Origin of the sequence: Dysgonomonas mossii DSM 22836 (assembly GCF_000213575.1) — a bacterium.
GTDB classification, from domain to species: Bacteria; Bacteroidota; Bacteroidia; order Bacteroidales; family Dysgonomonadaceae; genus Dysgonomonas; species Dysgonomonas mossii.
Map to the genome: position 1 here is coordinate 789,833 of NZ_GL892005.1, position 13,859 is coordinate 803,691.

Here is a 13,859-nt window from a genome sequence, read left to right on the forward strand (position 1 = left end):
TTTTTATATGTTTATTGGGCTATTGTTTAGTCTGAAGGATATATCTTCGCACCCTGAATATGAGAATGTTTAAAAGCTGCACAATGAAGAAAATTTTTATTACATGCATGTCTTTGTATTGTTTTATCTCAATTAGGGGACAAGATCAAATACTAAAGTATGAAGTAAACAATGTAGGAGAACTACAATATAATATAGCAGATGCTCGCGAAAAAGATGTGAAGTATGTGAATTTATTGAGCATGGAGGCTTCTCTTAGAACAGATAAATGGTGGAAAAACGGATCATTTGATATTGCATTTTGGTCGGTAGAAAGAACATTCTCTCACAATATTGCAAATGATTTCTTGACATTTTCCAATATAGAAGAAGATAATTTTTGGCTTGTCTGCTCAAAATTTGGTTATCAGCAAACTTTCGGGGACTTTAGTTTGTTTGCAGGGATACGAAATATGAACTTAGATTATTTTAATAGCCCGTATTCTTCTTTCTTTACAAATAGTTCGGCAGGAATCTTTCCAACTATCTCTATCAACTACAGTGTACCAAATTATCCACTTGGGGCTATCGGACTGCATACAGAATATATGAAAGGAACTATTAATATAAAAAATTCATATTATAATAATTTAGATAATATAAATAAAGGATTGGTTTTTAATTTAAAATTTAATCCAAAGAAATATGGATTCGTCAATATCACTCAATTTGCATATATGCCTTTAGATGGGTTTTATGCCGGAGGGGTGGCTTTGAATAAACTCCCCGAAGAGTCTTTGAAATATTCATTGTATATGTTGGCCGAACAAACTATACTGAAAACGGGTAAACAAAATCTAGGTATTGTCGCTCAGTTGGGATATGCTCCAAAGAAAAGCAATGAATGTTATTTATATTATGGGGTGGGAGTTGTTCTAGATAATTTATTCCGAAGAGATGGCGGAGATATTATAGGGTTAAATGCTTTCAGAGCAAATACGTCACAAGGAGCAGAAACGGCATTGGAAATGTCATATAAATATATAATTACTTCACATATTTCGATTCAACCCGCATTGCACTATATACATACGCAGGGTAAAGATGATTTGGTTGGGCTTCTTCGTGGAAGCTTTACTTTTGGAAACTAAGGATATTACTTTCTTTGATGCTGAGGAAAATATCATCAGTCTTAGCTTGTGAGAGATATAAATTTCATTATCTCTTATTTTCGCGATAATCAAAAAAATATAGGAACAGAATTCTATCCCTATATTTTATTTTTTTCTATCTAGTCTTTAAATTCTTTTAATCATTGAATTTAAGATTCCACAATATATTCTACTTCATGAGCTTCTACCAATTGCGGAATTTCTAGTTTTTGTAGCATTTTATCCAATACTTTTTCCGGTAAAACATCCTCTCTATTTAGATTTTGAGCACGCCATTGGGCGTAAGGTTTTTCTAAATATACTATTTTGACTTTTGCATCATATAAAGTAAAAAGATCTACTAATTGTTGACGCATTAGCCTCGTAATATTAGTTGCATTCCATATGAAATTTTGTCCTTTTCGAAGATATATGCGAGCTTGTTCCTTTGCTTCTTGAACTACTTTGCCGGTAGCAGATCTATCTGTTGGACTTAATTTATACTTTTTGCGAATAGCATCAAGACTGATAACTGGAATATCTGTATTTAAAGATTGTATATAGTGGTCTTTGCCCATCCCAGGTAGACCTGAAAGTATTGTAACTTCACTTTTGAAATTATCAAACGGAACATAGCCGATATATCCGTCTATCGAGTCAAAATATTGAAATCGTGCATTCGGATTTTCAAACTCTAATGCTTTTCCCCAACATCCCTGTTCTTTACAGAACAGTTCAAAAAGCTCAAGAGATTCAAGCAACTGAGGTAAGTTATTACATATTCTGCCTTTGGCATCAGCCTCAGCTAGTGTCTTTAATTGCGAAGTACTTATCCTTAAAGATACTTCATGGATCTTTTTAGCAGGCTCTACCTTTTCTAATAGCCAAAGAGGCAGACCATGATAACGTACAAAGGATGCAATTTTTTCACGGATATGAAACGGTGTAGGGACATCACGAAATAAGACTGTGCGCGCTGTATATTCTCCTCTCCGAGCATGTCCATTTGCAGATACCTTGCCAAAACCTTCGTCAAGAGATGTTGAACGTTTTTCTACATCATGCAACAGGGCACTTACCCAAAGTATTTCTTGATCCTGTTCCGGTAGGGATTTATATTCCTCCGATTTCCTCAATTCATCTAAGACCATCTGTGTATGAGTTGCTACGTTACCTTCTTTATGATGTTCCTTATGTTGAGGCACCTCTTTCATATCCTCTACCCAATCAAATTTCTTTTCAAGGGCATTCCAATTTTTATCTTGTGTTAATTTCCAAATTTTTTCCATTATTTTTTAGTTTTATTCAGTCGGAAGAGCCATCCCCTTATTAACGGTTCTTTTTCCAAACTGACATTTCTCGTTTTTAATTGCGAGCCCAACGGGCATTTTTTAGATTTTAATTCAATATATATGATAAGTAGTCATTACATATAATTCTATAAAAATGAAAATGATATACAGAATTATATCTTTGTGAAAATATAATGCAATTGTTTTAGTTAATAAAATGTATAATAAGTATAGCCCGTGAGGTAAGACTCAAGAAGGGGTAATAAAAGGAAAGAATTCCAGTCTGATACTGAACAATTACATGACTTTATTTTCTGAAAAATGAATAAATTGATTCTTACAAAGGTATAAATATTTTTTAACTAAACAAAATTGAGCTAAGTTTGATGTATCAATACTATAATATGGAGCAGAGTCTCGAATAGATTCTTTAAAATTCGCAATCAATAAATATTGATACAGAGCTTGTTGTGAAAAACGTATATAAAAGTTGGTGGAATTGTTTGTAGAAACAAAAAAAAGACATACATTTGCATCGCTTTAGAGGAAATCTCAATAAGCAAAAATATTGGAGAGATGGCAGAGTGGTCGATTGCGGCGGTCTTGAAAACCGTTGAACTGCGAGGTTCCGGGGGTTCGAATCCCTCTCTCTCCGCGGAAAGGCTAAGACAAAAGAAGCCAAAAACAAGAAAAGTCCTACAGATCAGTGATTTGTGGGACTTTTTCGTTTATCCCCATTTCATATAGAAGCCATAAAAAAGCCATTTTTTGACATAGCTGCGTAACCTATTCGTAACCTATTGTCAGAAAATCAAAATAGGTTACGATTTGTCTGATTTAGGCAGTTTGAAGTCCATTTTTGGAAGTCTGTATTTATCTCATTATTTGATTGTTGAATGTATTTTTGAAATTAAATTTTGAGTTATGAAAAAGACCACATTCAGTATCCTTTTTTATGGAAAAAAGAATGGATTAAAAGCAAATGGCAAGATGCCGGTTATGGGACGAATTACCGTGAATGGAAAATCGATCCAGTTTGGAACAAAGGTTGATGTTGATCCTAAATTATGGAATGTAACGGCAGGTAAGCTTGTCGGAAAAACACAGGAAGTCATTAACATAAACTCAGTGCTTGATAGTATCAAAGCTACGATGACTAAGATTTACAGAGAACTACTGGAAAGAGAAGTTTCTGTTACCCCTGAACGTATTAAGAATATCTTCTTTGGTGTTGAAATTCAACAGCAGATGCTGCTTGATCTTTTTAGAAAGCATAATGAAGATGTTGAGAAACTGATCGGCATAAATAAAAGTAAGGCTACTTACCAAAAGTACGAAGTTACCAGAAAACATCTGACTTCTTTCATTAAAGAAAAATACAATCGTTCGGATGTTGCCTTAAAAGAAATCGACTTTATTTTTATAACTGATTTTGAGGTTTATCTCTTGACCACAGCTGGATGTAATCCGAATACAACAGCCAAATTTATGCAGTTTTTCAAACGGATTGTTATTATAGCCAAGAATAATGGCTGGTTAAAGAGTGACCCATTTATCAATTATAAGATCCGGATTAAGAAAGTCGATCGAGGTTATTTAACACAGAACGAAATAGAATCTATCATTAACAAGAAGATAACGATAAAGCGCCTGGATCAGATTCGGGACATTTTTATTTTCTCCTGTTTTTGCGGATTGGCTTACATCGATGTGAAAAATCTGCGAAAAGATAATATTCGTATATCATTTGATGACAAACTCTGGCTAATAGGTAAAAGAGAGAAAACAGGAGTGTCTTTTACTATTCCTTTACTTGATATTCCTCAAAGGATACTGGATAAATATGAGGGAGCATTATCTGATGATCGTGTACTTCCGGTTCCAAGCAATCAAAAGGTAAATGCGTATTTGAAGGAAATCGGTTCTTTATGCGGAATTGATAAAGAATTGAGCTTCCACCTAGCCCGCCACACTTTTGCCACTCTGACTCTTTCGAAAGGAGTTTCTATCGAGAGTGTTAGTAAAATGCTCGGACATACCAATATTCGTACAACACAAATTTATGCTCGCATTACTGATTCTAAGATAAGTAATGATATGGACGATTTTGCTTCAAAAGTAAAAGGTCTGAGTGATAAATTTGCCATAAATCAATAAAATCTAAATTATGGAAACAGGATATATAAAGCTCGAAGATATAAAAGGTCTGAGTGATAAATTTGCCATAAATCAATAAAATCTAAATTATGGAAACAGGATATATAAAGCTCGAAGATATAGACACCAATAAGCCCGTTGTTGAAGTAAAAATAGTTAATGGCACGGTTTGGATGACAATAAATGAAATTGCAGATCTGTTTGGCATATATACACCTACAATCAATGAGCACCTCAAGGTTATATTTAAAGATGCTTTATTGAGAGAATCGGATGTGATAAAAGAATGCAGATATACCCGAAATGAGAAAGAAGAATATATTCGCATCTATTATAATCTAGAGGTTATTATTTTCTTGAGTTTTCGTATTCAATCTCTATACACCAAAGCTTTTCGAGAATGGGTATTGAATGCTTTCTGTGAATATGGAAAAGAAGCAACTGAGCCAGAGGTAATCATTCTGTTCAATACGAATACAAGAAAGTCCACTCTTAATATACCTAACTGATATGGAACTACAGATTATTCAGAATAAAATATTTGAAATAAGGGGGATGCGTGTCATGCTTGACTTTGATTTGGCAGAACTGTATCAGGTAGAAACAAAAAATCTGAAAAGAGCAGTCAAACGCAATATTGAAAGATTCCCCGACGATTTTATGTTTGAATTGACAGCCGATGAATGGGAAATCTTGAGGTGTAATTTTGGCACCTCAAACTGGGGAGGAACGCGGTATATGCCTTTTGCTTTTACAGAACAAGGTATAGCACAACTATCCAGTGTATTAAATAGTTCATTGGCTATTCAAGTAAATATCTCAATAATCAGAGCTTTTGTTACATTGAGAAAGTATGCTTTAGGCTACGCAGAACTTAACCAAAAGTTAGAAACATTTATGCTCGAAACTAATATGCAGTTTAATGAGATATATCAGGCTCTAACAGAGTTGGCCAGTACCAGAGAACAGGACGATAAACCTCGAAAACGTATAGGATATATACAAAATGAAGATGAGGAGCAGTAGCTCCTCTTTCTTATTTTTTAGACTCTTCTATAGATACTTTACGGAATTCTTTCAAAGCTTTTTCTATTTCTAACGATACTTTTCTGGCACGTTGTCCGGCTGCTTTGTTTCCATTCTCTACCTGAGTGTTTGCATCTTTTGAAAAGTCAGCAAACAGTTGACTTAAATTTTCTACTAAATTTTTCATCGCTATCATATTTTAAAATCGAACTGCAAAGATAGATTTCTTATTGAACTTCTCTGTAAAATTCAGCGATATATTCTTTCATAAATGAATGCCGTTTTGCAGCTATCAGCTTAGCCGATTCAGTATTCATCATATCTTTTAGCTTAAATAACTTGTCATAAAAGTGTTGAACACTTGAAATCTCTAAGAATTCTTTAAATTTGTAATTTGATGAAAAATTAGTCGTAAAAAATAATTAAGATATTTGATGGCTGACACAAAAAGACTTGCTCCTACTGCTGAAACTTTAAAAATGCTTTTATTACGATCGGGGAATAAATGTGCATATCCAGGTTGTGATCATGTAGTTTTTAATGATAAAGATAAACTCGTAGCCGAATGTTGTCATATCGAGGCAGCTTTACCCGGAGGAGAACGCTATAATGTAAATCAGACAGAAGAAGATAGAAGATCTATAGAAAACTTGCTATTTTTCTGTCATAAACATCATGTAGAGACAGATGATGTAAATATTTATACTGTAGAGAAACTCAAGAAGATAAAACAAGATCACGAAGATAATTTTAGGGAAAACCCTCCTTCTGCCTCAATTGCCAGTATGAATAATGTAAATCAGGTACTGGTATCAATGACCGAAATCGAACGATCCTTAAAACGAGTAGATATCAAGCAGGACCTTATTTTGACAAATCAAGAAAATGTTAAAGTTCTTCTTGAAAGAGTAATAGAAGATAGAGTAAAATTCAATAAACTTATATATAAATTTCCTACAAATCATTTCATATCAGAAAAGGATTTCGGTGAAAAATTAACTTATTATATTCCCAGGGAATTATATACTGAAAAAGACTGGCATCTCAAGATTTCCTCTTTTGATGATCTTATCTCCTATCAAAATAATAAAAAGGGGAATAATGATATAATCCGTGCTATTGTAATCGCAGATGGTGGTGTCGGAAAAACAACATTTCTGCAATACTGGGCTCTTGATATAGCTAATTACGGTAAATTTTATCCTATCTATGTGAGTCTCAGAGATTGTAAATCTACTGATATATTGCAAGATTATATTTATAGGCGTCATCCAGATATGGCTGAAATAGAAAAATGTGAACACCGGTCGATGGTTTTGTTACTTGATGGTTTTGATGAAATAGGAGATTCCATAAATGCAATTAAACAAATAAACGATCTTTCAAGGACTTTTCCTAATATACATATATTGCTGACCTGCAGAAGAAATTCTTTTTTTAACCAATTCTCTGAATTTGATCTGTTTTTATTAAGTGGAATCACAGATAAGGATATTTTACAATATATTCAAAATTTGTACCCTAATGGAGAAATTCCTTATGATCATTTTATTGAGGAAATATTATCAAATGGGTTTCAGAATCTGTTATATAATCCATTTTATCTTAAAATATTAATTTATTGTTATATTGAAAATAAAAATAGCTTAAAAATAAGCAAAAAAGAGCTGATTGACAATCTTCTGATTCAACGTAAAAGTAAAGATAATCTCCGACGCCCAGATCTTCAATTAGGGAAACGGGTTAATCAACGGAAAAACGAAAGATATGGACTAATGATTGCTTTTACAATGGCATTGATGAACCAAAAAAGTTTGTCTGAAGATGAATTATTGGACCTGTTGGGTGAAGATGGTTTCAATTTAGCTATTGATTCTTTACCTATAAAAAAAAGCAGTCAAGATAATAAGAATCAATATTGGGACTTTGAGCATAATATTTTCCTTGAGCATTTGGCTGCATCAGTCGTAAAAGAATTATCCTTCGAGAAAATCATAGAATTTGGAACATCTCATGGAAAAGTAAAAACTAAGTGGAAAGATATACTGGCTCACTTATTGGGTATTTTGGACATGAATAATGAACGGGAAGCCGAACTAAGTCAAAACCTAAAAGGATGGTTAACTGAGAATGACCCTAAATTATTATTCAATATAGAGATTACTCAAGTTGACCCGAATGAACGCTCAAATATTTTTCTTCAGATATTTCACGAGTTTCAGGAAAGAACTCTCTGGATAGATACCTATGATATCGATAGGAAAAAAATGGCTTTATTTGGTGAATCAAAAAATAATATCCGATATGTATTTAGTGAAATAGAAAATACAAACCATCATTGGAGAAGGCGGGCAAATGCTGCTTTAATATTTAATGAATTTACATTTGTAAGCTTAATAGATAAAGAAAAGAAAGAAATTTCGGAACAATATATTAAGGCTATTAAACAGGTTAATCCAGAGGAGGATAATTTATTGTATTATTTATTAATCTCATTTCCCTTTTCATATGGAGACGATATCGATGATATTGTTAATTATACTCAAAATATTAGGTCAGCTCGTACTCGCTCTGGTTTATATACTATTATTGGCAAAAATAATCTACAAGATAAATATTTACAGATTTTATTATCCGGCCTGTCAAATAGAATGACTCGGGGTAATGATGGCATTTCTTTTGATGTAAGCACAGGCATTAAATTATCTTTAATGAATTTAAAAGATGCTGACTCGTATTCAGCTTTTTTTTCTTATTTAGCTGATGATATAGATTCCACATTTGATTGGTTTCAATATTCTCAAGATGAACTTATGTATATTGTAAAAAGGGGAATTACTTTCTTCAATGATGATATTTTAGTCAGTTTGGTGAATTTATTAAAAAAACAATGTTTTGAGCTATATAGAAATGCTGATGTTTTCAACTTATTTAAAGAAAACGAGAATATCCGAAATTCAATTATTAATATATTTATCGATTTTCTGAGAAAAGAAACTGATCGCAATCCTATTTATCAGTGTTGTATTATTTTGGCATTTTTTATAAAAAATGAAGATTTTCCTAAAATTGAAGCTGAATCATTCCCTCTAGAACCATTTCGCTATTTATACTTGTATATTGATAAGAATACAGAAATATCCATTAATTTAAAAAAACTCTTAAAGGATAGATTTGATCATGAAGAACTCGAAGTTCCCGATAAATGGGCTATACGAAAAAAAAATGAATTTGACATCTATTTTACTCCAATGCGTTTTGCCCAAGAATGCTTAGAAATATTTGATAAGTTTAAAGATAATAGACTAGATCCGTATAAATTACTTACAGAATATCATTCTAGAGAAGGTACTAATTATAATCTATCAATAATACAATTTCTCAGGTGGAATTTTGGAGATCGGGTTATAATATCCAAAGAAGAGGTCTCGAATTGGATAAGTAGTAATGAGAACAAATATTTAGCTTATTTAAATTTGCAAATATCAGAAAATATTAATCGTCTTAATACAGAGGATAAACTACCTCCTGCCAAATATGAATTTATAAAACAATGGTATGATAAGAATATAAATTCTGCAGATTTCAAGATAACATATACCAGTGAAGATAAAAATCAATATACTTATGAGCTCGAATCTTTACCATTGATTCGTTATATGTTAAGGTTTAATTTTGATTGTCCTGATGTACAATTATGCGATATGCTTAATAGATTAGATGATAATTTCAATCTTATAACAGATAAAATAAATAATAAGAATTTACTCAAGAACACAATACTGAATACCCTAAGAAGTTTTAGGGAATACAACTCATTTGTATTAAAAAATCAGATTATCTATGCTTTAAACAATAAGATTACAGAATCATATCCAATTATTATAGATATTTTAAAAGAGGACTATCTCAGTTTCTACAAGGATAGCATTATCATTATATGGTTGCAGAATAATTTATCTTCAGAATCTCTTTTGGAGATAAAAAATAATTTAAATCAGAACGAATTATTAATCATTTGCAAAAATTTAATAATAAAAAAAACACCCAATAAAGCCCATTCAATATTATTAGAGATTATAAAGGCTCCCAATGATGAAAAAATAAATTTATCAGCTATCGATCTTCTTATTTGGCTTAAAGATCCATTAGGACTGCAAATGTCATTAGAATGTAGCAAAGAAAAGGGAATTATATCCTTGAATGACCCTTTCTATGGACATTATTCTTCTTTAGACCTTCCTGATAGTTATTTATTATATGATGATATGGTTATATATCCTTTACTAATTGAATATTTAGATTTCTGTTTTTCGAAAGAAGGGAGTTTAAAAAGAGGACGAAGTCGAAAAATTGAAGGTAATATCAAGTTTTTAGCATCTCTCTCAGAGATGAATTACATATTAATTATCAAATCATTAAAAGAATTTATTGACTCAAAAAAGGATATATATCAAAATACTGAGGATTTGAATTTTTTAATTGAAGATATAAATAAGGAATACAGGGAAAAGCAATCTAAATATTTAAATTTTCAAGATGCAAAAAATATATGTGAAGAATTAATCAAATGAAAGTATTCTCTAAGGTGTGTATTGTCAGTAAGTTATTCTAAATTAAATAAATTGAAAAAGTGAAAATTAAAGTAGGGTTAAATTATAAATAATATGAATATTATTATTCCGGCAAAAGTAGCAGCCATCCCCAAACAGCCGGGACGTTTACTTGATAATTGATTGATCTGCTTATTCTTTTCCTCTATAGATTTTAACAGATTATCTATTTTTATTTGAGATGCTATTAATTGCTTATTTAGTTCTTCTGTTCGTTTTGTTGCAGTTCGATCTTGTTCGATTTGATTATCTGTTAGTTTTTTTATTTGTACTGTAAAAGCCGTTATTTGTTCCTGATTCCTTTTATCTTTCACCGTATTTGTTTCAAAGATTTCTTTAAGTTGTTTTTGTAAATTCGTTATTTGTGTGTTAGATTTTTCTGATGTCAACTTATGAGATTCAGTAATTTCTTTTAGCTGCTTTTGGAGAGATTTGTTCTGTTCCTCTTGCTGAACAAGCTGTTTTTCATATTGCTTCTTTACTTGTTCTACTAATGCTGCTCGACTTTTTGATTTTTCAGAAATGACACGTTCAACCATATCCTTAAAATATGTGCCTAATGCATGAGGTACAGCAACGACTTTATCTGCAATATTTTTAATAAATATTTTATCATTTTCATGACCTATGGCTGATATGATAGGGGTATTCATATATACAATAGTTTCAATAAGATTAATATTGTCTACAACTTCAAGCCCTGTTCCTCCTCCCCGTATGATAGAAATCGCGTCAAATGATTGAGTATCTAAATTTTTCAGCAACTGCAAAAAATCTGAAGTTTTATTAAAAGAAACTCTAAACTCAATGAAATCAATATGAGAAGAAGCTGCCGCTTTTCCGGTGATGAAATCTTTATCCGTAATTGATGTATCAGCAAAAATTAATGCTATCTTGGGTCTATCTTCTGTATATAATTTGTTCTCTAATAATGTATCCACATTATGGAAGCCTTTTTTTAATTTTATATTTCTTAGTTCAGCTAATTTGATTTCTGTTTCACTAATTGTTTGTTCTTGAATTATATCTATACGTGTAGCTTTTAATTGGAGTTGAACATATCCACCCTTTCTTATCTCTCGAAGAACAATTCCCGCAACCATCACAAGATTTCCATTCGTAACTTTCTGTTTTAATTCATTACTGACCATTAAAGTAATTTCATCTCCTGTTAATTGATCCCTAAGAATATCATAGTTGTAGAATTTATTATTGTTATTTATCAGATAGACTCCCCGCATCCAAATAACTTTCTTATTTGTATTTTGATCTGATATCATATCACGAAAGATACATATCAATTCTGTTGGAGTATAAAACTGTGTTAATTGCTTATTTTCTGATGCCGGAAGTTCATTCATAGCTAATAAACGAGTTGTTTCTTTACAAAACAAAAATACAATAATATCAATAGAAATAGGGTGTACCATAATATATAAAATATAATAATAAGATTTCTCTTTCATTACTCCTTTTATAACTGCTCCTCTTTCGGCGAAGTCATCACTTGATCGGTCTTCTTGTTCATCGGGCAAAGGTATGAACGGCTTTTAGTCCTGCATATTCTTACGCCTGTCGGTTTTCGCAGAAATCTTCCTCTTTCCTTTCAGGCGAGCGTATTTACTGACGAAAAAATATGCCTGTCTAAAAGCCTATACCTGCTTGTTGCCCTTGAAACAAAAAACGACCGACCTGACGGATGACGCATGAAAAAAAAAAGTCGCAGTTATGAGAAACGAAAGAAAAATATTGAAACAAAACTCCCTCCCCTCTGGAATCATCATAAAATTGGGTTTAGGGGTAGCAATAGTGGCTCTGTGTGCATGGATAGTGACACAAATGAGTATAAACACTTCTGTTATTACAGGACTTATCGGTGGCTATCTGATTATCTGTCTTGTATTTAAAATAGTAAAGCTATTTATCAAGATCATATTATCCATTATAGCTTTTATCATCCTTATCTCCATTTTCTTATTCCTAATCTTTTAATCCATACAGCCATGACAAAATTATATTCATTATTCGCAGAAACAACAACTGATACAGAAGTTAAAGCAGTAGCAGAAAACCAAATCATCCAAATGGAAGGATATTCCTATGACTGTTATGTAGTCCATCAAATTACACACGACAAATACGGCTATCACTATCATCTGATTAACCTGCGTACACTTGATATGCAACAATCAGAAATCATTAAACCGTTGAGCCAAAAATTTGGAATCGGTATGTATTACGATGAAAACAATATTGAATTCATGCCCGAGAAAGAAGTCATTGAACTCTATGCGAAAGCAAAGTCAAAAGAAGATGCAGAACAGGAAAAAGAAAACCAAGAGAAGGAACGCAGAAAGGCTGTAAGGGAGATTGGTCGCAAATGGCTGAATGAAAACCTACCTGAAGATGCCAAAGCGATCATTGTGGCTCGCTTGAAAGCAGATGAATCCGACTCACAAACTGATTATTATGCCTCAAGAGTAACACGCACTGTCATCTTAGGCTTTTCCAAACACAAACGTGATATATTCTCCGAAATGCGGAAGTATGCTTCAAATTTTGACGAAACAGCACATCTGGCAACCTATAACGAACAATATGAACACAGGGAAAAGTATTCGATGGGTGCAGGGTATTATCTGGGAGAAAGCAAATACAGCGGATGGATTATCGAAAAATCACCGATATATGACAAAAAGAACAAGATTGATGAATTTGCCTATGTGGCAGGATGTCCCGATGGTATTTATATCAATAAAGGCAATGACAATAATACTTCTACCCAAGAACAGAAAGAGCCAACCCTTCAATTTGAATCAGACAACCTCTCTTTTGAGATAGTCGATTATTCAGAGAAAGCAATTGCCCTGTTCGGAGATACCAAAGAAATCAAAGACCTACTAAAAGCAATGGGTGGAAAATTCAATTCGAGATTGACACACAACAATGAAAAGCAAGCAGGATGGATATTTTCCAAAACCAAGAGAGATGAATTAAATACAATATTAAACCTAAACAAATAACGGCTATGAAATCAACAGCATATTTTTCACGAACCATATTAACACATTTAGAACAAAGGGCATCTATAGACCCTTTGTTCGCCCAATCATTCGCAAATCTCGATAAGAACATTGACGATTGTGTTTTATGGATAGCTATCCATAACACACATTATGCGTAGCTATACATTATGGAAAGCTGTTTTAAAGGTTGATGTATAACCATTTAATTAAGTGCGATTTAATACAATTTCTTAGCATAACAACTCAGCATAATATATATATTGCAATTGGGTAATAATGCCCAATAATTATCAATTCATATTTATGAACAGAAATAGTAACCTAAATTCTATGGGCTTGGATAGTCTGATAGAAAATTGTATTTCGTTCTTTCAAAAGAACCGTTATCGTTCAGGTAGTATAACTGATTATGAGGTATTGTGGAATGTAGGAATTCGTTCTTATATGTCCAAGCACAATCTTGATTTATACAATCCTAATGTAGGTCAGGCCTTTTTGGAGGAAGTCACTTGTAATCGTTCATTGGAGGAACTCTCATACAGAGAACGGTCAAAAATCAGAAGTATTCGTATCTTGGATGATTACCTTTTATATGGGTACATACGAAAGAGAGGG

The 13,859-nt window shown here is 32.3% G+C and carries 11 protein-coding genes, 1 tRNA gene and 1 pseudogene; 10 read left to right on the top strand and 3 right to left on the bottom strand.

All coding sequences use genetic code 11. The features are described from left to right. The first annotated feature begins 83 nt into the window (after positions 1–83). Positions 84–1,130, top strand: coding sequence for a carbohydrate porin (locus tag HMPREF9456_RS06855; protein ID WP_006842765.1), 1,047 nt, complete (start codon positions 84–86; stop codon positions 1,128–1,130). A gap of 170 nt (positions 1,131–1,300) precedes the next feature. Here the strand turns inward: HMPREF9456_RS06855 and HMPREF9456_RS06860 are convergent, their stop codons facing one another. Continuing rightward, positions 1,301–2,419 carry an AAA family ATPase gene (locus HMPREF9456_RS06860; RefSeq protein WP_006842766.1) on the bottom strand — a complete coding sequence of 373 codons (1,119 nt, stop codon included), beginning with the start codon at positions 2,417–2,419 and terminating at the stop codon, positions 1,301–1,303. 573 nt (positions 2,420–2,992) lie between these two features. Here HMPREF9456_RS06860 and HMPREF9456_RS06865 point away from each other — a divergent pair. The 4 genes from HMPREF9456_RS06865 (at position 2,993) to HMPREF9456_RS06880 (ending at position 5,605) form a co-directional block, all read left to right on the top strand. Next, a tRNA-Ser gene (locus HMPREF9456_RS06865) sits at positions 2,993–3,077 on the top strand. 269 nt (positions 3,078–3,346) lie between these two features. After that, positions 3,347–4,579 carry a site-specific integrase gene (locus tag HMPREF9456_RS06870; protein WP_006842767.1) on the top strand — a complete coding sequence of 411 codons (1,233 nt, stop codon included), beginning with the start codon at positions 3,347–3,349 and terminating at the stop codon, positions 4,577–4,579. Positions 4,580–4,668: 89 nt separating this feature from the next. After that, positions 4,669–5,088, top strand: a complete 420-nt coding sequence (locus HMPREF9456_RS06875; RefSeq protein ID WP_006842768.1) for a virulence RhuM family protein — start codon at positions 4,669–4,671, stop codon at positions 5,086–5,088. A gap of 1 nt (position 5,089) precedes the next feature. Further along, positions 5,090–5,605, top strand: a complete 516-nt coding sequence (locus tag HMPREF9456_RS06880; RefSeq protein WP_006842769.1) for an ORF6N domain-containing protein — start codon at positions 5,090–5,092, stop codon at positions 5,603–5,605. Between the two features lie 10 nt (positions 5,606–5,615). On the opposite strand, the gene HMPREF9456_RS06885 is transcribed toward HMPREF9456_RS06880, so the two are convergent. Beyond that, positions 5,616–5,792 (bottom strand): histone H1, encoded by a 177-nt coding sequence (locus tag HMPREF9456_RS06885; RefSeq protein WP_006842770.1) that lies wholly within the window; start codon positions 5,790–5,792, stop codon positions 5,616–5,618. A 247-nt stretch (positions 5,793–6,039) separates the two neighbouring features. Here HMPREF9456_RS06885 and HMPREF9456_RS06890 point away from each other — a divergent pair, with 247 nt between their 5' ends. Then, positions 6,040–10,179, top strand: a complete 4,140-nt coding sequence (locus tag HMPREF9456_RS06890; RefSeq protein ID WP_006842772.1) for an NACHT domain-containing protein — start codon at positions 6,040–6,042, stop codon at positions 10,177–10,179. A 77-nt stretch (positions 10,180–10,256) separates the two neighbouring features. On the opposite strand, the gene HMPREF9456_RS06895 is transcribed toward HMPREF9456_RS06890, so the two are convergent. Then, complete coding sequence (locus HMPREF9456_RS06895; protein WP_245531002.1) at positions 10,257–11,684, bottom strand: exodeoxyribonuclease VII large subunit; 1,428 nt, start codon at positions 11,682–11,684, stop codon at positions 10,257–10,259. Between the two features lie 262 nt (positions 11,685–11,946). On the opposite strand from HMPREF9456_RS06895, the gene HMPREF9456_RS17040 reads away from it, so the two are divergent. From HMPREF9456_RS17040 to HMPREF9456_RS17045, 4 genes and pseudogenes are all read left to right on the top strand, one after another. Continuing rightward, the gene (locus HMPREF9456_RS17040; RefSeq protein WP_006842774.1) at positions 11,947–12,210 is read left to right on the top strand and encodes a hypothetical protein; all 264 of its coding nucleotides are present in this window, start codon (positions 11,947–11,949) and stop codon (positions 12,208–12,210) included. 11 nt (positions 12,211–12,221) lie between these two features. Next, positions 12,222–13,241, top strand: a complete 1,020-nt coding sequence (locus HMPREF9456_RS06900; RefSeq protein ID WP_006842775.1) for a hypothetical protein — start codon at positions 12,222–12,224, stop codon at positions 13,239–13,241. Positions 13,242–13,246: 5 nt separating this feature from the next. Continuing rightward, positions 13,247–13,402, top strand: coding sequence for a Cas9 inhibitor AcrIIA9 family protein (locus tag HMPREF9456_RS17205; RefSeq protein ID WP_006842776.1), 156 nt, complete (start codon positions 13,247–13,249; stop codon positions 13,400–13,402). Positions 13,403–13,547: 145 nt separating this feature from the next. Continuing rightward, positions 13,548–13,859 (top strand): annotated as a pseudogene (locus HMPREF9456_RS17045) (site-specific integrase); the annotation flags it as partial.

What these genes read in the sequence shown, in the direction of transcription:
- HMPREF9456_RS06855 (WP_006842765.1), top strand. Translation starts at nt 84, where the DNA reads ATGAAGAAAATTTTTATTACATGCATGTCTTTGTATTGTTTTATCTCA.
- HMPREF9456_RS06860 (WP_006842766.1), bottom strand. Translation starts at nt 2,419, where the DNA reads ATGGAAAAAATTTGGAAATTAACACAAGATAAAAATTGGAATGCCCTT.
- HMPREF9456_RS06870 (WP_006842767.1), top strand. Translation starts at nt 3,347, where the DNA reads ATGAAAAAGACCACATTCAGTATCCTTTTTTATGGAAAAAAGAATGGA.
- HMPREF9456_RS06875 (WP_006842768.1), top strand. Translation starts at nt 4,669, where the DNA reads ATGGAAACAGGATATATAAAGCTCGAAGATATAGACACCAATAAGCCC.
- HMPREF9456_RS06880 (WP_006842769.1), top strand. Translation starts at nt 5,090, where the DNA reads ATGGAACTACAGATTATTCAGAATAAAATATTTGAAATAAGGGGGATG.
- HMPREF9456_RS06885 (WP_006842770.1), bottom strand. Translation starts at nt 5,792, where the DNA reads ATGAAAAATTTAGTAGAAAATTTAAGTCAACTGTTTGCTGACTTTTCA.
- HMPREF9456_RS06890 (WP_006842772.1), top strand. Translation starts at nt 6,040, where the DNA reads ATGGCTGACACAAAAAGACTTGCTCCTACTGCTGAAACTTTAAAAATG.
- HMPREF9456_RS06895 (WP_245531002.1), bottom strand. Translation starts at nt 11,684, where the DNA reads ATGAAAGAGAAATCTTATTATTATATTTTATATATTATGGTACACCCT.
- HMPREF9456_RS17040 (WP_006842774.1), top strand. Translation starts at nt 11,947, where the DNA reads ATGAGAAACGAAAGAAAAATATTGAAACAAAACTCCCTCCCCTCTGGA.
- HMPREF9456_RS06900 (WP_006842775.1), top strand. Translation starts at nt 12,222, where the DNA reads ATGACAAAATTATATTCATTATTCGCAGAAACAACAACTGATACAGAA.
- HMPREF9456_RS17205 (WP_006842776.1), top strand. Translation starts at nt 13,247, where the DNA reads ATGAAATCAACAGCATATTTTTCACGAACCATATTAACACATTTAGAA.